The organism is Streptomyces sp. NPDC093544, assembly GCF_040683495.1.
Taxonomy (GTDB): domain Bacteria; phylum Actinomycetota; class Actinomycetes; order Streptomycetales; family Streptomycetaceae; genus Streptomyces.
Window position 1 is genome coordinate 277,049 of sequence record NZ_JBFBEA010000010.1, and the last position, 18,999, is coordinate 296,047.

19 protein-coding genes and 1 pseudogene are annotated in these 18,999 nt (G+C 70.5%); 4 read left to right on the forward strand and 16 right to left on the reverse strand.

Features of this window, described 5'->3' with window-relative positions; all coding sequences use genetic code 11:
• Nucleotides 1-41: 41 nt before the first annotated feature.
• The 4 genes from AB0N66_RS17760 to aroH form a co-directional block, all read right to left on the reverse strand.
• Nucleotides 42-719 carry a lysophospholipid acyltransferase family protein gene (locus AB0N66_RS17760; protein WP_365435167.1) on the reverse strand — a complete coding sequence of 226 codons (678 nt, stop codon included), beginning with the start codon at nt 717-719 and terminating at the stop codon, nt 42-44.
• Nucleotides 716-1,411 carry a (d)CMP kinase gene (gene cmk, locus AB0N66_RS17765; RefSeq protein ID WP_365435170.1) on the reverse strand — a complete coding sequence of 232 codons (696 nt, stop codon included), beginning with the start codon at nt 1,409-1,411 and terminating at the stop codon, nt 716-718. The genes AB0N66_RS17760 and cmk overlap by 4 nt, the downstream gene beginning before the upstream one ends.
• 172 nt (nt 1,412-1,583) lie before the next feature.
• A complete protein-coding gene (locus tag AB0N66_RS17770; protein ID WP_365435172.1) occupies nt 1,584-2,669 on the reverse strand; it encodes a prephenate dehydrogenase in 1,086 nt (361 codons plus the stop codon).
• Entirely contained in the window at nt 2,666-3,028 is a 363-nt protein-coding gene (gene aroH / locus AB0N66_RS17775; protein ID WP_365435175.1) for a chorismate mutase, read from the reverse strand. The genes AB0N66_RS17770 and aroH overlap by 4 nt, the downstream gene beginning before the upstream one ends.
• Nucleotides 3,029-3,342: 314 nt before the next feature.
• On the opposite strand from aroH, the gene AB0N66_RS17780 reads away from it, so the two are divergent.
• From AB0N66_RS17780 to AB0N66_RS17795, 4 genes are all read left to right on the forward strand, one after another.
• Nucleotides 3,343-4,026, forward strand: coding sequence for a hypothetical protein (locus tag AB0N66_RS17780; RefSeq protein ID WP_365435293.1), 684 nt, complete (start codon nt 3,343-3,345; stop codon nt 4,024-4,026).
• Nucleotides 4,027-4,089: 63 nt separating this feature from the next.
• On the forward strand, nt 4,090-4,674 hold the full coding sequence (locus AB0N66_RS17785) for a DUF6529 family protein (RefSeq protein ID WP_365435178.1): 585 nt from the start codon (nt 4,090-4,092) through the stop codon (nt 4,672-4,674).
• On the forward strand, nt 4,671-5,084 hold the full coding sequence (locus AB0N66_RS17790; protein WP_365435181.1) for a Rieske (2Fe-2S) protein: 414 nt from the start codon (nt 4,671-4,673) through the stop codon (nt 5,082-5,084). The genes AB0N66_RS17785 and AB0N66_RS17790 overlap by 4 nt, the downstream gene beginning before the upstream one ends.
• A gap of 21 nt (nt 5,085-5,105) precedes the next feature.
• On the forward strand, nt 5,106-5,870 hold the full coding sequence (locus tag AB0N66_RS17795) for a nucleotidyltransferase domain-containing protein (RefSeq protein WP_365435184.1): 765 nt from the start codon (nt 5,106-5,108) through the stop codon (nt 5,868-5,870).
• On the opposite strand, the pseudogene AB0N66_RS17800 reads toward AB0N66_RS17795, so the two are convergent.
• From AB0N66_RS17800 to AB0N66_RS17855, 12 genes and pseudogenes are all read right to left on the reverse strand, one after another.
• Nucleotides 5,775-6,576: pseudogene (locus AB0N66_RS17800) on the reverse strand (nucleotidyltransferase domain-containing protein). The gene AB0N66_RS17795 and the pseudogene AB0N66_RS17800 overlap by 96 nt on opposite strands.
• A gap of 3 nt (nt 6,577-6,579) precedes the next feature.
• Nucleotides 6,580-7,602 carry an ADP-ribosylglycohydrolase family protein gene (locus tag AB0N66_RS17805; RefSeq protein WP_365435187.1) on the reverse strand — a complete coding sequence of 341 codons (1,023 nt, stop codon included), beginning with the start codon at nt 7,600-7,602 and terminating at the stop codon, nt 6,580-6,582.
• Entirely contained in the window at nt 7,599-8,357 is a 759-nt protein-coding gene (locus AB0N66_RS17810) for an NUDIX domain-containing protein (protein WP_365435190.1), read from the reverse strand. Before AB0N66_RS17810 ends, AB0N66_RS17805 begins: the two co-directional genes overlap by 4 nt.
• Before the next feature lie 206 nt (nt 8,358-8,563).
• Nucleotides 8,564-9,172, reverse strand: a complete 609-nt coding sequence (locus tag AB0N66_RS17815) for a TIGR03086 family metal-binding protein (RefSeq protein ID WP_365435194.1) — start codon at nt 9,170-9,172, stop codon at nt 8,564-8,566.
• 348 nt (nt 9,173-9,520) lie between these two features.
• Nucleotides 9,521-10,825: a pseudouridine synthase gene (locus AB0N66_RS17820; protein ID WP_365435197.1), complete on the reverse strand. Its 1,305-nt coding sequence runs from the start codon at nt 10,823-10,825 to the stop codon at nt 9,521-9,523.
• Nucleotides 10,825-11,481 (reverse strand): SMC-Scp complex subunit ScpB, encoded by a 657-nt coding sequence (gene scpB / locus AB0N66_RS17825; protein ID WP_365435200.1) that lies wholly within the window; start codon nt 11,479-11,481, stop codon nt 10,825-10,827. The genes AB0N66_RS17820 and scpB overlap by 1 nt, the downstream gene beginning before the upstream one ends.
• Nucleotides 11,478-12,626 (reverse strand): segregation/condensation protein A, encoded by a 1,149-nt coding sequence (locus AB0N66_RS17830; RefSeq protein ID WP_365435203.1) that lies wholly within the window; start codon nt 12,624-12,626, stop codon nt 11,478-11,480. Before AB0N66_RS17830 ends, scpB begins: the two co-directional genes overlap by 4 nt.
• 19 nt (nt 12,627-12,645) lie before the next feature.
• Nucleotides 12,646-13,206, reverse strand: a complete 561-nt coding sequence (locus AB0N66_RS17835) for a hypothetical protein (RefSeq protein WP_365435206.1) — start codon at nt 13,204-13,206, stop codon at nt 12,646-12,648.
• Nucleotides 13,191-14,318, reverse strand: a complete 1,128-nt coding sequence (locus tag AB0N66_RS17840; RefSeq protein WP_365435209.1) for a ParA family protein — start codon at nt 14,316-14,318, stop codon at nt 13,191-13,193. The genes AB0N66_RS17835 and AB0N66_RS17840 overlap by 16 nt, the downstream gene beginning before the upstream one ends.
• 389 nt (nt 14,319-14,707) lie before the next feature.
• Nucleotides 14,708-15,823: an alanine dehydrogenase gene (gene ald, locus AB0N66_RS17845; RefSeq protein WP_365435296.1), complete on the reverse strand. Its 1,116-nt coding sequence runs from the start codon at nt 15,821-15,823 to the stop codon at nt 14,708-14,710.
• Between the two features lie 172 nt (nt 15,824-15,995).
• Nucleotides 15,996-18,077 (reverse strand): tetratricopeptide repeat protein, encoded by a 2,082-nt coding sequence (locus AB0N66_RS17850; protein ID WP_365435212.1) that lies wholly within the window; start codon nt 18,075-18,077, stop codon nt 15,996-15,998.
• Between the two features lie 193 nt (nt 18,078-18,270).
• Nucleotides 18,271-18,897, reverse strand: coding sequence for an NUDIX hydrolase (locus AB0N66_RS17855; RefSeq protein ID WP_365435215.1), 627 nt, complete (start codon nt 18,895-18,897; stop codon nt 18,271-18,273).
• Nucleotides 18,898-18,999 lie beyond the last annotated feature (102 nt).

Genomic DNA, 18,999 nt, shown 5'->3' on the forward strand with positions numbered 1-18,999 from the left:
TGGCCCCCCGCATATCGGGAGATCCACTACTCAAGTGTCGCCTAGTGCCCGATGGGGCGCCCGGCGTTTTCCCTGCGCCCGGTGAGGCGCCTGGCGTTCTCCAGGTGCGCGGTCAGCTGCTTCTGGATGCGCAGGGTCGCCTCGTCGAGGGCCTTGCGCGTACGCCGTCCGCTGCCGTCGCCCGCTTCGAAGGGGTCGCCGAAGACGACGTCGACCCGGCTCCGCAGCGGGGGCAGCCCCTTTGTCAACCGGCTGCTCTTCTCGGAACTTCCCAGTACCGCCACCGGGACGATGGGCGCCCCACCGCGTACGGCGAAGTACGCGAGCCCGGCCCGCAGCGAGGCGAAGTCGCCCTCGCCCCTGCTGCCCTCCGGGAAGATGCCGAGGACGCCGCCGTTGTCCAGGACACCGAGTGCCCTGGTGATCGCCGTGCGGTCGGCGACCGAGCGGTCCACCTTCAGCTGGCCGATGGCGAGCAGGAAGGGGTCGAGCGGCCCGATGAACGCTTCCTTCTTGATCAGGAAGTGCGTGGGCCGGGGCGCCACGCCCATGACCATCGGTCCGTCGATGTTGTGCGCGTGGTTCACGGCCAGGATCACCGGGCCGCTCGCGGGAACCTTCCAGGCGCCGAGAACCCGCGGCTTCCACAGGCCGTACATCAGTCCGACGCCGATACGGCGCCCGACCTCGGCACCCCGTACCGATGGTGCTTCGGTCACTTCGCGGCCCGCTTCTCCTCGACGAGGGTGACGACGCACTCGATGACCTGCTGGAGTGTGAGGTCGGAGGTGTCCACCTCGACCGCGTCGTCGGCCTTGGCGAGCGGGGACGTCTTACGGCTGGAGTCGGCCGCGTCCCGCTTGACCAGGGCCTCCCGGGTGGCGTTGATGTCGGCGCCCTTCAGCTCACCGCTGCGCCGGGCGGCACGCGCCTCCGGGGACGCGGTGAGGAAGATCTTCAGGTCGGCGTCGGGCAGCACGGTCGTCCCGATGTCACGCCCCTCGACGACGATCCCGGCCTCCGCGTCGGCGGCGATCGAACGCTGCAGCTCGGTGATCCGCGCGCGCACCTCGGGCACCGCGCTGACCGCGCTCACCTTGGAGGTGACCTCGTCCGTGCGGATCGGGCCCGCGACATCGGTCCCGTCGACGGTGATGGCCGGAGCGGCCGGGTCGGTACCGGAGATGATCTCCGGCTTGCCCGCGGCGGCGGCGATCGCGCTCGGGTCGGTGACGTCGATCCCGTTGCTCACCATCCACCAGGTGATCGCCCGGTACTGGGCGCCCGTGTCCAGGTAGCTCAGCCCGAGCTGCCCGGCCACCGCCTTCGAGGTGCTCGACTTGCCCGTGCCGGAGGGGCCGTCAATCGCGACAATCACAGCCGGTACGGTCCGGGCGGCGCCGTTTTCCACGGTGGGAACACCTTCCTGGTGCGGGGCGGAGGCTTGTGCGGGACGCGATCGCGCCCCGCACAAGGTTACTGGCTCCACGGACCCCGTATTACTGGCCCTTTTGCTGGCCCTTCCCGGGCCGTCGCAAGAGAGCCCGCGCACAGAGCGTCACGCAAAGCCCTCACAGCGAGCCCTACTGCCGCAGCGCCCAGCCCCGCTCCCGCAGCGCGGCACTCAGCACCGGCGCCGCCTTCGGCTCCACCATCAGCTGCACCAGACCGGCCTGCTGCCCGGTCGCGTGCTCGATGCGTACGTCCTCGATGTTGACCCCCACCATCCCGGCATCGGCGAAGATGCGGGCGAGCTGGCCGGGCTGGTCGTCGATGAGGACGGCCACGACCTCGTACGCGCGCGGCGCGGAGCCGTGCTTGCCGGGCACCCGGACCTGGCCGGCGTTCCCGCGCCGCAGGACGTCCTCGATCCCGCCGGCGCCCTCGCGCCGCTTCGCCTCGTCGGAGGACTGGAGGGCGCGCAGGGCCTGGACCGTCTCGTCGAGGTCGGCCGAGACGTCCGCGAGGAGGTCGGCGACCGGGCCCGGGTTCGCGGACAGGATGTCGATCCACATCCGGGGGTCGGAGGCGGCGATCCGGGTCACATCACGGATGCCCTGGCCACAGAGGCGTACGGCCGCCTCCTCGGCGTGCTCCAGGCGCGCGGCGACCATGCTGGAGACCAGATGCGGCATGTGCGAGACGAGCGCGACGGCCCGGTCGTGCGCGTCCGCGTCCATGACGACGGGTACGGCACGGCAGTACGAGACGAGTTCGAGGGCGAGGTTGAGCACCTCGGTGTCCGTGTCCCGGGTGGGTGTCAGGACCCACGGGCGCCCTTCGAAGAGGTCTCCGGTGGCGGCCAGCGGCCCCGACTTCTCCCGGCCCGACATGGGGTGCGAGCCGATGTACGACGACAGATCGAGGCCGAGCGCCTCCAGCTCCCGGCGCGGGCCCCCCTTGACGCTCGCCACGTCGAGGTAGGCGCGCGCGACCCCGCGTCGCATGGCGTCCGCGAGTGTCGCGGCAACGTGCGCGGGCGGCGCGGCCACGATAGCGAGGTCGACGCGTCCGTCCGGCGTCTCGTCCGTGCCGGCGCCGAGCGCGGCCGCCGTACGGGCCTGCTCCGGGTCGTGGTCGGCGAGGTGGACGACGACGCCGCGGGCCACGAGGGCCAGGGCTGCCGACGTACCGATCAGCCCGGTGCCGATGACGAGGGCGGTTCTCACTGGGCGATGTCCTTGCGGAGGGCGCCCGCGGCGCCGAGGTAGACGTGCGCGATGTCGGCGCGGGGCTTGTCGGACTCGATGTGCGCGAGGACCCGTACGACTCGGGGCATCGCGCCCTCGATCTCCAGCTCCTGCGCGCAGATCAGCGGCACGTCGACGATGCCGAGCTTGCGAGCGGCGGCCGCCGGGAAGTCGCTGTGCAGATCGGGCGTCGCGGTGAACCAGATGCTGATCAGGTCGTCGGTGGTGAGGCCGTTCCGCTCCAGGACGGCGGTGAGCAGCTCGCTGACCTGCTCGTCCATGTGGCCGGCCTCGTCCCGCTCCAGTTGGACGGCGCCCCGGACCGCTCGTACCGCCACGGTGATGCTCCTTGCTGATGTACGTACACGTCTTGTCACACCAGCGTAGTCAGCCCGCAACGCGCGGGTGCACGGCGCCCGACTGACGAGACGGGGACCGCGCACGCACCGCGAGGCCTCAGACCTGCTGCGCCTTGATGATGTCCTCCAGCGAGGCGGACGGCAGCGCGCCGTTCGGGGTCAGTTTGTTGTCATGCGAATTGCCCTGTTCCGCCACTTGTAGTGAGAACGCACCTGTGCGCCTCTGGACGCCGGGGCGTGGATCCGCTCTCATGGCCGGGAGACTCGCCTCGGGGGAGGCCCGTATGGCCCGTATGAAGCATCCAGGACCCGTTGTCACCCTTCTCGCGGGACTGGTGCTCGGCCTGTTCCTGCTGTCGCTCAACGCGACGACGGGGACGAAGAGCGCGTCGTCCTACCAGGAGGAGTCGCCCGCCGCGTCCACCTCGCCCAGCCCGAAGCCGAGCGCGACACCGAGCAGCCCGGCGCCCACGGAGTCCACCACGTCGCCGACTCCGTCGAAGAGCGCGCAGCCCAACGCCGACTACGCGGGCCGTACCGACGACGACTCCTCGGCGATCGCGGTCTCCCTGCGCGACGGCAAGGCGATCGCGTACTTCTGCGACGGCCACGACAAGGAGTCGTGGCTGAAGGGCGACGTCAAGGACGACGGCACCATGAAGCTGACCGGCAAACAGGGCGCCGAGCTGAACGGCACCCTCCAGGACGGCAAGCGGATCCGCGGCACCGTCGACCTGGGCGGGCAGCGCTACGGCTTCACCGCCGACAAGGCGGTCAAGCCGTCCGGGCTCTACCGGGCGACGGCCACCGTGCGCGGCGCCAAGGTCGACGGCGGCTGGATCGTGCTTCCCGGCGGCAATCAGGTCGGCATCCTCAACCGCGACGACAAGCCCTCTCCGGCGCCAGAGATCGACCCGGAGACCGGCGTCGTGACGATCGACGGCGAGCAACTCACCGCCCTGCCCGTCACCCCCTGAACCCCCTTTTCGTACACCTTCTCGCCCCCATCATCCGACCCCCGCTGTCGCAGGGAGCCGTTCATGACCGTGGATCCGAACGCCGCCACCCGGGGCTTCCCGACTCCCCCGCACGCCCGCAGCCGTCCGCACCCGGCCCGCTATCTCCTCCCGGCCCTGGTCGCCGCGGCGGTAGCGGTCGGCCTCGGGGCGTACGGCAAGGTCCACGACCCTGCGGGGACCGCCTTCAACCTCGCCGGCTTCAGCAGCACGGGCGCCGTGAAGTCCTGGCTGGCGACGGTGGCGTTCGCCTTCGCGCTCGTCCAGGTCGTCTCGGCGTTCATGGTGTACGGGAAGCTGCCGGGGCCGAGTTGGTCGGCGGCGCTGCACCGCTGGTCGGGGCGGATCGCGTTCCTGGTGGCGGTGCCGGTCGCGGTGCACTGCCTGTACGCGCTCGGCTACCAGACGTACGAATCACGCGTTTTGTGGCACTCTCTCCTGGGTTGCTTCTTCTTCGGTGCCTTCAGTGCCAAGATGCTGCTGCTCCGTTCGGAGCGACTGCCCGGCTGGCTGCTGCCGATCATCGGCGGATTGGTGTTCACCGTCCTCACCGTCATCTGGCTGACGTCCGCCCTCTGGTTCTTCCGCACCTTCGGAGTGACGACATGACCCAACGCCCGACGCGGCGCACGATTCTTCTCGCGAGCGGCGCGGCGGCTCTCGTCGCGGGCTGCAGCGAGTACGGCGGCAGCAACGACAGCAGCGACCCGTCGTCCGCCGGCGCCTCCGCGGGAACGGAACTGGCCAAGACGACCGACATCCCGGTCGGCGGAGGCAAGATCTTCAAGGACGAGCAGATCGTGGTGACCCAGCCAGAGAAGGACCAGTTCAAGGCCTTCACCAACATCTGCACCCATCAGCAGTGCCCGGTGGCCAGCGTCTCGGACGGCACCATCAACTGCAACTGCCACGGCAGCAAGTTCAGCATCAAGGACGGCTCGGTGGCCAACCCCCCGGCGACACAGCCGCTCGCCGAGAAGCAGATCAAGGTCGAGGGAAATTCGATCAGCCTGGCGTGAGATCGCACGTACGCTCCGGACATGCATTCCGAGGCCCTGGTGCGCGACCACACGATCTACTCCTGCGTGATGGGTTCGCGCGCCTTCGGCCTGGCCACGGACACGAGCGACACGGACCGCCGGGGCGTGTTCCTCGCCCCGACCCCGCTCTTCTGGCGCTTCGAGAAGCCCCCGACCCACATCGAGGGCCCGGCGGAGGAGCAGTTCAGCTGGGAGCTGGAGCGCTTCTGCGAGCTGGCCCTGCGCGCCAACCCGAACATCCTGGAGTGCCTGCACTCCCCTGTCGTGGAGTACGTCGACGACACGGGCCGCGAACTCCTCGCCCTGCGCGAGGCGTTCCTGTCCCGGCGGGCCCACGAGACGTTCACCCGCTACGCGCTCGGCCAGCGCAAGAAGCTGGAGGCCGACGTACGTCAGCACGGCGCCCCGCGCTGGAAGCACGCCATGCACCTCCTCCGCCTGCTGCTGAGCTCCCGTGACCTGCTGCGCACCGGCGAACTGACGATCGACGTCGGCGACCAGCGCGAGCCGCTGCTCGCGGTGAAGCGGGGCGAGGTCACCTGGCCGCGGTTCGAGACCTGGATGATCCGGTTGGCGACGGAGGCGGACGAGGCGGCCGACCGCAGCCCGCTCCCCGCCGAGCCGGACCAGCCACGCGTCGAGGACTTCCTCGTCCGCACCCGCCGCGCCTCAGCCTTCCCCGCGCCCCCGAATGCCCTCCAGCCGGACCCGCACGACGAACGCGTGCAGGGCGTCGTACACGGACGGAGCGTCCGGCAGCGCTGATACGCCCTGCGCCTCGTCCAGCAGGCCGTGCAGCCGCTCGACATCCCCCTCCACGCGCGCGCGTGGCGTACGTCCGCGGTCCCGTGCTCCTGCTCCGCCTTCGCGGCTATCAGGTCCGGCAGATAGGCAGGCGCCTCGGTCTCCCTCTCCCCGATGAGCGTGCGCAGATCGGCCTGTACCTCACCACTGCGCATCAGATGGATACCGGTGAGCAGCACCCGGAACGTGTAGAGCAGCGGCTTGAGTTCGCCGGTCTTCTCGAAGAGCCGCCACTGTGTGGTCGCACGTTGACATCAGCCGCTCCGCGGCGGGCCCGGTAGTGGTGGGCGTGATGGCTGGTGAGGACGCCGGGGGCGAGAGCGACGAGTTCCCGGTGGGCGTCGGTGGTGTGCACGACCAGCGGCGAGAGCAGCTGCTCCAGCACATAGCCGTTGCGGCGCAGCATCAGTCGTACGAACTTGCGGAGGTCATGGGTGACCAGGTCCATTTCGACCCCGTCCTGCTCCCACATACGGGACCGGGTCTCCTCCGGCTCGCGCAGCCCCACGAGTTCGGCCGTCGGCAGGAGGTGGACGCCCCGCAGATCGACGTCCGAGTCACGCGACGGGAAGCCGTAGAGGTGCGCTCCGGAGACGGTGGCGAACAGCACTGGATCGGGCTGTTCGGACACCACTGCCTTGAGGTCGATGTCGAGAGGATCGGTCATCCCTCAAGCGTCCCAGAGCGCTCCCAGCGACATGAGGTCACCCTGGTACTCGATGCGGTCGGCCCACGACGTCGGCCACGCGTCCGAGCCGTGGTAGGCCCCCGCGAAGGCGCCGGTCAGGCAGGCGATGGAGTCGGAGTCGCCGGAGGTGCAGGCGGCCCGGCGCAGGGCGGTGAGGGGTTCGTCGACGAACATCAGGAAGCACAACAGACCGGTGGCGAGCGCCTCTTCGGCGACCCAGCCCCCGCCGGTGGCGAGGCACGGGTCGGCCTCGGGCGAGACCGTGCGGACGGCGTGCCGGAGGTGGTCCAGGATCTCCAGGCACTCGTCCCAGCCGCGCCCGATGAAGTGCTCCGGCGTGGGGTCCTGGCCGCGGGTCCACAGGTCTCCGAGCCAGCGGGAGTGGTACTGGTGACGGTTCTCGTACGCGTACGACCGCAGCCGGCCGACCAGGCCCATCGGCTCGGTCCCCTTCGCGAGGAGCCAGATCGCGTGTGCGGTGAGGTCGGCGGCGGCGAGCGCCGTGGGGTGACCGTGGGTGAGCGCGGCCTGCAACTGTGCGGCGCCCGCGCGCTGTTCGTCGCTGAGTCCGCGTATGAGCCCTACAGGCGCCACGCGCATGTTGGCGCCGCAGCCCTTGGAGCCGATCTGGCTGGCCTCCTGCCAGGGACGCTTCTCGTTCCGCAGGAGGTCGCAGGCGACGAGGCAGGTGCGGCCGGGTGCGCGGTTGTTGTCGGGCGACCGGTACCAGTCCACGAACTCCTGGCGTACCGGCCGCTCCATCCGGAGCGGGTCGAGCAGGCCGCGGTCCATCGCCGTCCGCAGACCGCGCGCCAGTGCCAGCGTCATCTGGGTGTCGTCCGTGACGATCGCGGGCCTGGGCAGGTCCATCTCGCGCCAGGGACCGCACTTGGCGAGAATCGCCGGCACGGAGTTGAACTCGGTCGGGAACCCCATCGCGTCGCCGAGGGCGAGACCGAGCAGGGATCCGGTGGCGGCACGTTTCGCGAGCGTCGTGGTGGTCATGTGGGTCGTCCTTCCTGGGTGGGACGCAACAGGGGCGGGTGCAGGGTGGTGGCGCCGCCCGCGCGGTAGAGCGCGGCGGGTTTGCCGCGGCCTCCGGTGAGGCGCGCGGCACCCGGGACCTGGTCGACGAAGCCCGGCGTGGCAAGGACCTTGCGCCGGAAGTTGGGCCGGTCGAGCGCGGTTCCCCACACGGTCTCGTACACCTGCTGCAGCTCTCCGAGGGTGAACTCGGGCGGGCAGAAGGACGTGGCGAGACAGCTGTACTCGAGCTTGGAACCGACACGTTCGTGGGCGTCGGCGAGGATCCGGTCGTGATCGAAGGCGAGCGGATCGAGCGCGTTGTACCGCAGCCACTGAGCCTGCGCCGCGTCACCGCCGCCGTGCGGCTCGGGAGGGTCCGCGAGCAGCGCGGCGAAGGCGACGGAGACGACGCGCATCCTGGGGTCGCGGCGGGGTTCGCTGTACGTCCGCAGCTGTTCGAGGTGGAGCCCGGAGATGTCGGACAGGCCGGTCTCCTCGGCGAGTTCGCGCCGGGCCGCCGTCTCCGCGGACTCGTGCGGCAGCACGAAACCGCCGGGCAGCGCCCAGCGGCCCAGGTACGGCTCCTGCCCGCGCTCGACGAGCAGCACCTGGAGCACGCCCGCACGGACGGTCAGAACGGCCAGGTCGACGGTGACGGCGAAGGGCTCGAACGCGTACTTGTCGTAGCCCTCGGGTGCGTTGCCGCCAGGCGCTCGACCTTCCCGTGCGAGCACGTCCACCCACCCCCGATTAATAGTCAGGACGACTAATAGTCATCACGACTATAAGTGAGGTGAGCGAGCTCACACAACCCTCCAAGTGGGCTGATTCGAGCGTTTGTTGGCGGGTCGGGGCAGCGGGAACGCCGCCACCGCCGCTCCCGCCGCAACGCCCCCTGCCGGCACCCGGGGCACAGGCCCGCGCCCCGGCTTTCGCAAGATCACGAGATGCAGACGAGGCCCGGTCCGGAAAGAAATCGCGGCGGCCGCGGACGCCGCCCCAGGAAGGCCAGCAGCCGGTCCTCCGGCCGGGACCAGACCGCCGGCACACCCACCGGTTCGGCGAAGCGCACACCCCGGTCCGCGTCCGCCACGAAGCACCGCGCCACGGGCAGCAGTTCGGCGGCGAGCGCCGGCGGAATCGGCCGCGACCGCCCGCACGCCTGAGCCACGTCCCATCCGTGTACGGCGATCTCGACGGCGCCGACGGACGCCAGGAGCCCGAGATCCAGCGACTGGTCCCCCACGGCCACCGAAGGCTCGGCCGACGGCACCTCGCCCGACATCACCGCCCAGGCGCCGAGCAGCGCGCACGCCCGCTCCCGGAAGGCACACACGGGATCGGCGGCCCCCGGCGAGGGACACAGGCCGACGCGCCCTCCGGCGACTCCTTCGTAGAGCGCGTCCACCGAGTCGTCGAGGTGCCCCAGCAACTCCCCGAGATCCCACCGGGCACACGGCGTCGACCGCCCCAGGCTCCCCGGCGCCACGACGGCGACACTGCCCAGCGCGTACGCGAGCGAACGTTCCAGCAACTCCCCGGGGTTCACCTCAGCACATCCGTCACCGGGGCCCTCAGAGGCTCCTCAGGCGCGCTTCCCGGCCCACCGGGCCCAGAGGGCGGCGGACGGCGCACACGGCCCTCCAGAGCCGTCAGGCGCGTACTCGTGACCCTCGGGTGCAACCGGGCCCGCCCGGCGTACCCCTCGTACGACCGCCAGGCCCGCGGACATGGCTCCCTCGTCGCGCCCATCGCGCGCCCCCTTCCCTCACCGGTACAGACCGCCGGGAAGCGGAAAACGCATCGGCCGGCCCCGGGGCAATCCCGGAACCGGCCGAAACGACGGGCACTCCCAGAAGGCGACCTCTAGCCGACCAGAAGCCGACTAAAAGGTCGGCTAGAGGTCGACCTCCTGCATGAGCATCCCGACCTCGGTGTTCGACAGGCGGCGCAGCCAGCCCGACTTCTGGTCGCCGAGGGTGATCGGGCCGAAGGAGACGCGCACCAGCTTGTCGACCGGGAAGCCGGCCTCCGCGAGCATGCGGCGCACGATGTGCTTACGGCCCTCGTGCAGGGTCACCTCGACCATGTAGTTCTTGCCGGTCTGCTCGACGACACGGAAGTGGTCCGCCTTCGCGTACCCGTCCTCCAGCTGGATGCCGTCCTTGAGCTGCTTGCCCAGGTCGCGCGGGATCGGACCCACGATGTGCGCGAGGTAGACCTTCTTCACGCCGTACTTGGGGTGGGTCAGGCGGTGCGCCAGTTCACCGTGGTTGGTGAGCAGGATGACGCCCTCGGTCTCGGTGTCGAGCCGTCCGACGTGGAAAAGCCGCGTCTCTCGGTTCGTCACGTAGTCACCGAGGCACTGACGGCCCTCGGTGTCCTCCATGGTCGAGACGACACCGGAGGGCTTGTTCAGGGAGAAGAACTGGTACGACTGCGTGGCCACGGTCAGCCCGTCGACCTTGATCTCGTCCTTCTCCGGGTCGACGCGCATGCCCTGCTCAACGACGATCTCGCCGTTGACCTCGACACGGGACTGCTCGACCAGCTCCTCGCAGGAACGCCGCGAGCCGTAGCCCGCGCGCGCGAGCACCTTCTGCAGGCGCTCGCCCTCCTCCTCGGCCCCGGGGTGGGTCCTGGGCGTCTTGATCTCCGGCTTGCCCGCGTACCGGTCCCGGTTACGCTCCTCGGTCCGCGTCTCGAGCTCGCGGGAACGCGCGGGCTCCGTACGGCCGCCGCGCTGCTGACCCTGCCTCGGACCACCCTTGGCGCCACCACGGGCCGCGTTGCCGCGCCCGGACTTCGGGCCCTCGTGGGAGGCCGCGGGGCCTACGTCGTAGCGGCGCTCCTCGGGACGGGGCTTGCCCGCGCGCTTCGGCTGCTCGTCGCGCCCTCCCGCGCTCCTCGGCTGGGAGCCGCCCCCACCGGTCCCCCGGGGGCTGCCGCCCCCACTGGCGCCGCGAGAGTTACCCCCGCCGGCCCCGCGGGGGTTACCGCCCCCACCGGTCCCACGAGAGCTGCCACCCCCACTGGCCCCGCGGGAGCTGCCACCCCCACCGGTCCCGCGGGAGCTGCCACCCCCACCGGTCCCGCGGGAGCTGCCGCCGCCACCGGACCCGCGGGGGTTACTGCCCCCACCGGTCCCGCGGGGGTTGCCGCGCCCGCTGTTCCTGCCACTACCGCTGCCACTGCTTCGCATCAAAGTTCCGTCGTCGTCGTGTCGTCTGCATCTGCATCCGGTGCGTCCGGATCGAACGACGGGACCCCTTCCAGCGTCTCTGCTTCGATCGCGTCCGCCTCAGGGAGGAAGGGCGCGAGCTCCGGGAGCTCGTCCAGGCCGCGCAGGCCCATTCGCTCCAGGAAGTAGTTCGTCGTCCTGTACAGGATCGCACCTGTTTCGGGTTCCGCGCCCGCCTCCTCGACCAGACCGCGCTGCAGGAGGGTGCGCATCACGCCGTCGCAGTTCACTCCGCGGACCGCCGAGACCCTGGATCGGCTGACCGGCTGGCGGTACGCGACGACCGCGAGGGTCTCCAGAGCCGCCTGGGTGAGCCGGGCCTGCTGCCCGTCCAGGACGAAGCGTTCGACGGCCGTCGCGTACTCGGGCCGGGAGTAGAACCGCCATCCCCCGGCGATGAGCCGCAGCTCGAAGCCTCGCCCTTGGATGGTGTACTCGTCGGCCAGCTCGCGCAGAGCGGCCGCGATCCGCCGCTTCGACCGCTCCAGGATCTTCGACAGGTGTTCCACGGTCGCGGGTTCGTCCACGACCATCAGGACGGCCTCAAGGGCGGGCTTGAGATCGAGGTCGGCGACGGTACGCGGCCCGGCCGGAATCTGGGTGGTGTCCTCGCTCACGCCTTCTTCTCCTCCTTGGGCACCTCGGGCGGCCGGTCGAACTCGTCCGTCACCTTCGGCTGCTCGTCGCTGTCCCCACCGGTCCAGCGCACGACCAGCTCCCCGAGGGCCTCTTCCTGGTCCAGCACCACGACCTTCTCGCGGTACAGCTCCAGCAGGGCGAGGAAGCGGGCCACGACGGTCAGGGTGTCGTCGGTGTCGTCGACCAGGTCGCGGAAGCTGGCCGCCCCGAGCTCCTTCAGCCGCGCCACTATGATCCCCGCCTGCTCCTGCACGCTGACCAGCGGCGCGTGGATGTGGTCGATGTACACCTGCGGCTTGGGCCTGGGCTGCATCGCCTTCACGGCGAGCTTCGCGAACCCCTCGGCCCCGATGCTGATGACCACCTCGGGCAGCAGTTCGGCGTGGTGGTCCTCCAGCCCGACGGTACGGGGGTAGCGGCGGGCCTCTTCCTCCAGGCGGGCCTGGAAGATGTCCGCGATGTGCTTGTACGCGCGGTACTGGAGGAGCCGTGCGAAGAGCAGGTCCCTGGCTTCCAGGAGCGCCAGATCCGCCTCGTCCTCGACCTCGGCCGACGGCAGCAGCCGCGCCGCCTTGAGATCGAGCAAGGTGGCCGCGACGACGAGGAACTCGGTCATCTCGTCGAGGTCCCAGTCCGGCCCCATCGCCCTGATGTGCGCCATGAACTCGTCGGTGACACGCGACAACGCCACTTCCGTGACGTCCATCTTGTGCTTCGAGATCAGCTGAAGCAGCAGGTCGAAGGGCCCCTCGAAGTTCGCGAGCCGCACCTTGAAAACACCGTCATCGGGCTCCGCGTCCGCCGCGGGCTCGGATTCGACTTCAACGAGGGCCCCAAGATCGGCGGGAGCCGCGGCCTCGGGCTCAAGCTCGGGCTCGACAGAGGCCTCAGCCTCGATAGGGGCCTCAGCCTCGATGGGGGCCTCAGGCTCGGCGGGGGCTACGGCCTCTGCGGGAGCCTCAGGTACGGCGGCCTCTGCGGCGGGAGCCTCGGGCTCGACCTCCGCCGGTGGCACCACCGGCTCCTCGACCGGGGCCGAGGGCGTCCCAGGCCCCCGCCCCAGAACACGCCGACGGCCGGCGCCGGGGCCGGAGGCGGGGACGGAAGCGTCATACGAGGGCATAGCGCTCGCAGGCTACCTCCTAGCGCCCACGAAGCCGTCGTACGAGAATGCTCGCGTCCCCACGGGATTCGAGATCGGCGAGCACGACGGCGACCGCCTCGCGGACGATCCGCCCGCGGTCGACCGCGAGACCGTGCTCACCACGGAGCACAAGGCGGGCGTGCTCAAGATCGATGAGCTCCTCGGCCGACACGTACACGGTGATCTTCTCGTCGTGCCGCTCCCGCCCGGTGGGCCGGCGCCCCTGCCCCTGGCCCCGTCGCTTGCGCGACTGCCCGGCGGCAGAACCTTCCTGCGCCGCCTGACCTGGCCCGGAGCGCTCCGGAGCCACACCCCGGCTGCGGGAACCCCCCGCGCCGGAATCGGCCGCGACATGTTCGTCGCCCTCGCCGTCGCCGCCCTGGACGGGCACCGACTGTGGCGCGTCCTCCCCGGCGGCCGCCGAGTCGCTCTCGCCCGCGGGAGCCGGTACCCGGGCCTCGCCGTTGGTCCGGCGTGAGGGCGTGGACGACTGGAGCGCCATTCCCCCGGTGGTACGGAACAGTTCGTCGGCCCCCGGCAGACTCACTCGGCGTGACACCGGGCGAGCACCTCCCTGGCGAGCTGACGATAAGCGGCGGCACCGACGGAGTTGGAGGCGTACGTGGTGATCGGCTCACCGGCGACGGTGGTCTCCGGGAAGCGCACCGTGCGCCCGATGACCGTGTGGTAGACGTGATCGTCGAACGCCTCGACCACTCGCGCGAGCACCTCACGGCTGTGCACCGTGCGGGAGTCGTACATCGTGGCGAGGATGCCGTCGAGCTCCAGCTCGGGGTTGAGCCGCTCCTGGACCTTCTCGATGGTCTCGGTGAGCAGCGCGACACCGCGCAGCGCGAAGAACTCGCACTCCAGGGGCACGATCACCTTGTGGGCCGCCGTCAGGGCGTTGACAGTGAGCAGTCCGAGCGAGGGCTGACAGTCGATCAAGATGTAGTCGTAGTCGGCCATCAGCGGCTTCAGTGCGCGCTGGAGCGAGGACTCGCGCGCGACCTCGCTCACCAGCTGCACCTCGGCGGCGGACAGGTCGATGTTGCTCGGCAGCAGGTCCATGTTCGGGACCGCCGTCTTCAGGAGCACGTCGTCGGCCGCCATGCCCCGCTCCATGAGCAGGTTGTAGACGGTGAGGTCGAGCTCCATCGGGTTGACGCCGAGACCGACCGAGAGCGCGCCCTGCGGGTCGAAGTCGACGAGTAGGACCCGGCGTCCGTACTCCGCGAGCGCGGCGCCCAGGTTGATGGTCGACGTGGTCTTGCCGACGCCGCCCTTCTGGTTGCACATCGCGACGATGGTCGCGGGGCCGTGATCGGTCAGCGGGCCCGGGATCGGGAAGTACGGCAGCGGACGTCCGGTCGGACCCACGCGCTCACGGCGCTGACGGGCCGCGTCGGGCGCGAGCGTGGCCGCGTACTCGGGATCGGGCTCGTACTCGGCGTCGGGGTCGTAGAAGTGCCCCTCGGGCAGTTCGTCGTAGTCGGCGAAGTGGGTGCGGTTCTCGCCACTTCCGTTGCCGGCCATGGCGTTCACGTGATGGCCATCCATGCTCGGGTGTGCTGTCTGAGTCATCCGGGGACTCTTCTGGGCTGCGAAGGTGCGGACAGCGACGGAGCCGACAGCCTCGAGCCCCGTGGGGCCCTGGCCCCGCGTCGGCATTCCTGGTTGACCACCCCCGGGAGTAAATGTCGACTCATTCACAAGTCGTCTTACCTCCTTGGTGACCAGGAAACTTCTCGATAGGTCAGCGTGGCACCATGCCGACGGTTGGCGACTCTATGGCGTGTCACCGGTCCGCAGCAACACAATCCGCCGGACCCGACCCGATGTGTCGGCAACCGAACACCCCTCTGTCAAGGGCGTAAGGCCGTCGCACAGCAGGTTTCACCGGTGTACGAATCGGCTAAAGAGTTACGTTCGTGGCGAGTTGAACGAGTGTCACAAAGTGACCCGACACACACCCGGCCGGACCTTGTCGGGCAAGGTCCGGCCGGATGTGCGGTGTTGACGACCCGTGTTGACGTATCGCCTTTTTACCCGTTGATGACTTAGCCGAGCAAGGACTCCAGCTCGACGTGCTCACGGCCGTGCGCCTCCGCGACCTCGCGGTAAACCACCTTGCCGTCATGGGTGTTGAGACCCTTGGCGAGCGCCGCGTCACGGCGCAGCGCCTCGACCCAGCCGCGGTTCGCGAGCTCCACGATGTACGGAAGCGTGGCATTGGTGAGCGCGTACGTGGACGTGTTGGGCACGGCGCCGGGCATGTTGGCGACGCAGTAGAAGACCGAGTTGTGGACCGGGAAGGTCGGCTCGGCGTGGGTGGTCGGACGCGAGTCCTCGAAGCAGCCACCCTGGTCGATCGCGATGTCGACAAGAACACTTCCCGGCTTCATTCGCGAAACAAGTTCGTTGGTGACGAGCTTCGGCGCCTTGGCGCCCGGGATGAGCACCGCGCCGATGACGAGGTCGGCGTCCAGGACGGCCTTCTCCAGCTCGAACGAGTTGGACATGATCGCCCGGACCTTGGTGCCGAAGACCTTGTCCGCCTCGCGCAGCTTGTTGATGTCGCGGTCGAGCAGCGTGACATGGAAGCCCATGCCGACGGCGATCTGCGTGGCGTTCCAGCCGGAGACACCGCCGCCGATGACGACGGCCCGCGCGGGCTGGGTGCCGGGGACGCCACCGGGGAGCACACCGCGACCGCCGACCGAGCGCATCAGGTGGTAGGCGCCGACCTGCGGGGCCAGCCGGCCCGCGACCTCCGACATCGGTGCGAGCAGCGGCAGGGCGCGACCGGGCAGTTCGACGGTCTCGTACGCGATCGCCGTGGTACCGGACTCGACGAGCGCGTCCGTGCACTCCTTGGAAGCGGCCAGGTGCAGGTAGGTGAAGAGCGTCTGGTCCTTGCGGAGGCGGTGGTACTCCTCCGCGATCGGCTCCTTGACCTTGAGCAGCAGGTCGGCGTTGGCCCAGACCTCGTCGGCGGTGGCGAGGATCCGCGCACCGGCGGCGACGAACTCGTCGTCCGTGATCGAGGAGCCGAGACCGGCGTTCTGCTCGATGAGGACCTGGTGGCCGTGGCGCACCAGCTCGTGCACTCCTGCGGGGGTGATGGCCACCCGGAACTCGTTGTTCTTGACCTCGCGGGGGATGCCGACCAACACGTCGATCACGGTCCTTGGCTCAGAGGGTTCTGGGGCTGTGCATGCCGAGGCGACGCGAGCCGGGGCATTGCATGTCATACCCGGCGTACGAGAGCACACCGGGAGACACCACGAAAGAACGCGGCGGAGCCAGTCTAATGAAGGGATTCCCTCTGTCTAGCCTTTCAATGCATCAATCTTCTTCGGATGTACTACGGATTTCGCAGGCGTTAGCGTCTTGTTCCCTGGTTGATGCGCTCTCCGGGAGCTCATCACCCAGCATTCGCTCGGCCGCACCCCGGTGCAGCCGGGCCGCCGCCGGGTCGCCGAGCCGGTCCAGTGTGTCGGCCAGCCTGAGCTGCAGCGCCGCCTGCAGTCGTACGTCGTCCGCGCGGCGCGCCCACTCCGCCGCCTCCTGGCAGGTGCGCAGCGACTCCTCGGGCCGCCCGGCGTACTCCTGGACACGTGCCAGCTCGCTCAACGCCCTTGCCTGGGCGGCCACATCGGCGTTCTTGCGGTGTCCGGTGACGGCTGCCCGCCAGTTGCGCAACGCCTCGCCGTAGCGGCCCGCGTAGGTGTGCGCGGTGGCGATACGGCCGTACAGCCGGGCGGCGTCAACGCGCTCGTCGCGCGCGAGCCGCTCGGCGAGCGCCCGCCCGTACCAGTCGGCGGCCCGGTCGTAGTCCCCGAGCTCCTGATGGGCGCCGCCTACGGATTCCATCGCGCGGCCGGTCGCATACGGGTCGTTCGCCTCGCGTCCGGCGTCGAGCGCGGCCCGGTAGCGGGTCAGCGCCTCTGGCGTACGGCCGGTCTGCGCGTCCAGATCCGCGAGGTTCAGCAGGGCCGCGGCCTTCTCGCGGGGCAGATTCCGGCGCTCGGCGACACCCAGGACGAGGCGGTGGATGCCGTACAGCTCGGGCGCCGCCGCCTGCGTACCGACGTGCGCGACCATCGCCCGTACCAGCGCGGCCATGAGGCGGCGGGCGAGGGTGTCCAGCTCGCCGTCGGCGACCGCGAGCCGGGCCGAGGCGAGCAGCGCGGGCTCCCGGATGCGCAGCCAGTCGGCGGCCGCCCGGGGGTTGGGGAAGCGCAGGGCGCGGGGCATCCCGGCGAGCTTCTCGCGGGCGGGCGAGCTGTCGGTCTCGGTGATGGCGCGGCAGGACACCAGGAGCCGTACGGTCCGCTCCAGCATCCGGGCGCGAGCCAGCTGGAGCTCGGCGGGACGGTCGTGGGTCTCGGTGAGAGCGCTCAGCAGCGGTTGCAGGCAGCCGGGCACCTCGTACTGCGGCAGCGGCGACCGGACGGACCGCAGGAGGCCGAGGCGGGTGAAGTCGTCCAGGGTGGTGCGGGCGGCGTTCACCGAGCAGCCGGCGAGCGCGGACGCGGTGTGCGGGTCGACCAGACCGGCCGGGGCGAGCGAGAGCAGTCGCAGTATCCGCGCGGCGGCGCTGGGCAGCGAGGCGTAGGTGAGGCGGAACATGCGGGACAGCGGCGAGCCCTCGTCACCCTCGGTGCGCAGGTGCTTGGCGAGGTCGGCGACGGCCGACTGGGGGCGGGAGGCGAGCCAGCCGCCGGCGAGCACCAGGGCGGCGGGCTGCCCGGCGCACAGTTCGACCAGGCTCTCCGCGGAGAACGGGTCGACGGTGATGCGCACCGCGCCGGTGAAGCGGCCGAGCAGTTCGAGTGCGGACTTGGTGTCCAGGCCGCCCAGGGTGCAGGGGCGGACGTCCGCGATGCCGGTCAGCGGTCCGCCGGACACGGCGACGACCAGGCAGTCCGGCGTGTCGGGCAGCAGGGCGTCGACCTGTTCGGCGTCGGCCGCGTCGTCGAGCACGAGCAGGACCCGGCGGACGGCGAGTGCCTCGCGCAGCGCCTCGCCGAGGTCGTCGGCGTCCGCGCCGGGCGGCGTGGGCCGCTCCAGGGCGGTGAGCAGCTCCCGTGCGGTGCGCTCGGTGGGCACCGGGGTGCCGTCGGGTTCGGTGAGCTTGGCGCGCAGCACGCCGTCGGGGTAACTCTCGGCGACCTGCTCCGCGAGCTCCTCGGCGAGCGCGGTGCGGCCCGAGCCGGGCTTGCCGGCGATGAGCAGCACGCGCGCGCGTGGCGTCTTGCGGCCCGAGAGGGTGTCGAGGCCCGCACGCTCGATGTCGGCCCGGAGTTCCTTCAACTCTCTTGTGCGACCCAGGAACTGACTCTCCGTAGGAGCGGACTCGGCAGCCGGGCGCTGCCCCTCTGCCGACACTTTCGTGCCGTCGTTGTCCACCGCCTGATCCGTCACGGGCCACACTCCCGTCCCACTGCACGCGCAAGCCCGCCGGGACTCCGGTTCGGGCGTTTCCAGAGCCTAGTTCACGCTCTGCGACGATCCGTGCGGAGCGCGGCGGGTACATCCCCCAATCGGATCAGGCGATCGTAGGACTGCCTGCGTCAGACGGGTGTCAGGCGGCGTCAGCACCCCGAGGAGGAGGGCGTCAGACCTCGAAGGGCCGTGCCGGCCACGGCGCCTCCGCCGGGCGCAGCGCGTCGAGGCCGTCGCCGTGCTGCGCGGCGACCAGCGAAAGCACGCCGACGGCGAGGCAGTTGTTGTGCAGGTCTCCGGCGAGCACACCCCGTACGAGCTCCTGGACGGGGATCCGGGCCAGCTCCATGTCGGCCTCTTCGTCCTCGACCTCGAAGCGGTCTCCCTCGGCCTCGGAGAGGTCGCGGGCCAGGAAGATGCGGACGGCCTCGTCGCAGCCACCGGGCGTGGGGTAGACGTCGGTGAGGACACGCCAGTTCTCGGCCTTGATGTGCGCCTCTTCGTAGAGCTCGCGCTGGGCCGCGTCCAGGGGGTTCTCGCCGGGGATGTCGAGGAGTCCGGCCGGGATCTCCCAGAGCTTGTGGCGCACGGGGTGGCGGTACTGGCGCAGCACCAGGACGCGGCCCTGGTCGTCGAGGGCGAGGATCGCCACGGAGCCGGGATGGACCTGGTAGTCGCGGTGGGCGACCGATCCGTCGGGCATGACCACGTCGTCCGTACGGACCGAGGTCTTGTTGCCGACGAAGGGAGTCTCGCTCCCCCTGATCTCCCACTCCTCGGCGGTGTCCTTGATGGTCATGCCCTGTCCTCCCACACGTGCAAAAAGAAGCCGGCCCCGCACAAGAATCCGTTACCGGAAGCCGGGACGGAAAACGGGGTGCACCCCTCGAAAGGCACACAC

Bases quoted from the DNA above. Each gene is read 5' to 3' on its own strand.
- AB0N66_RS17780 (WP_365435293.1), top strand. From the start codon at position 3,343: ATGAAGCATCCAGGACCCGTTGTCACCCTTCTCGCGGGACTGGTGCTC.
- AB0N66_RS17785 (WP_365435178.1), top strand. From the start codon at position 4,090: ATGACCGTGGATCCGAACGCCGCCACCCGGGGCTTCCCGACTCCCCCG.
- AB0N66_RS17790 (WP_365435181.1), top strand. From the start codon at position 4,671: ATGACCCAACGCCCGACGCGGCGCACGATTCTTCTCGCGAGCGGCGCG.
- AB0N66_RS17795 (WP_365435184.1), top strand. From the start codon at position 5,106: ATGCATTCCGAGGCCCTGGTGCGCGACCACACGATCTACTCCTGCGTG.
- AB0N66_RS17805 (WP_365435187.1), bottom strand. From the start codon at position 7,602: ATGACCACCACGACGCTCGCGAAACGTGCCGCCACCGGATCCCTGCTC.
- AB0N66_RS17820 (WP_365435197.1), bottom strand. From the start codon at position 10,825: ATGCGAAGCAGTGGCAGCGGTAGTGGCAGGAACAGCGGGCGCGGCAAC.
- AB0N66_RS17830 (WP_365435203.1), bottom strand. From the start codon at position 12,626: ATGCCCTCGTATGACGCTTCCGTCCCCGCCTCCGGCCCCGGCGCCGGC.
- AB0N66_RS17840 (WP_365435209.1), bottom strand. From the start codon at position 14,318: ATGCCGACGCGGGGCCAGGGCCCCACGGGGCTCGAGGCTGTCGGCTCC.
- AB0N66_RS17855 (WP_365435215.1), bottom strand. From the start codon at position 18,897: ATGACCATCAAGGACACCGCCGAGGAGTGGGAGATCAGGGGGAGCGAG.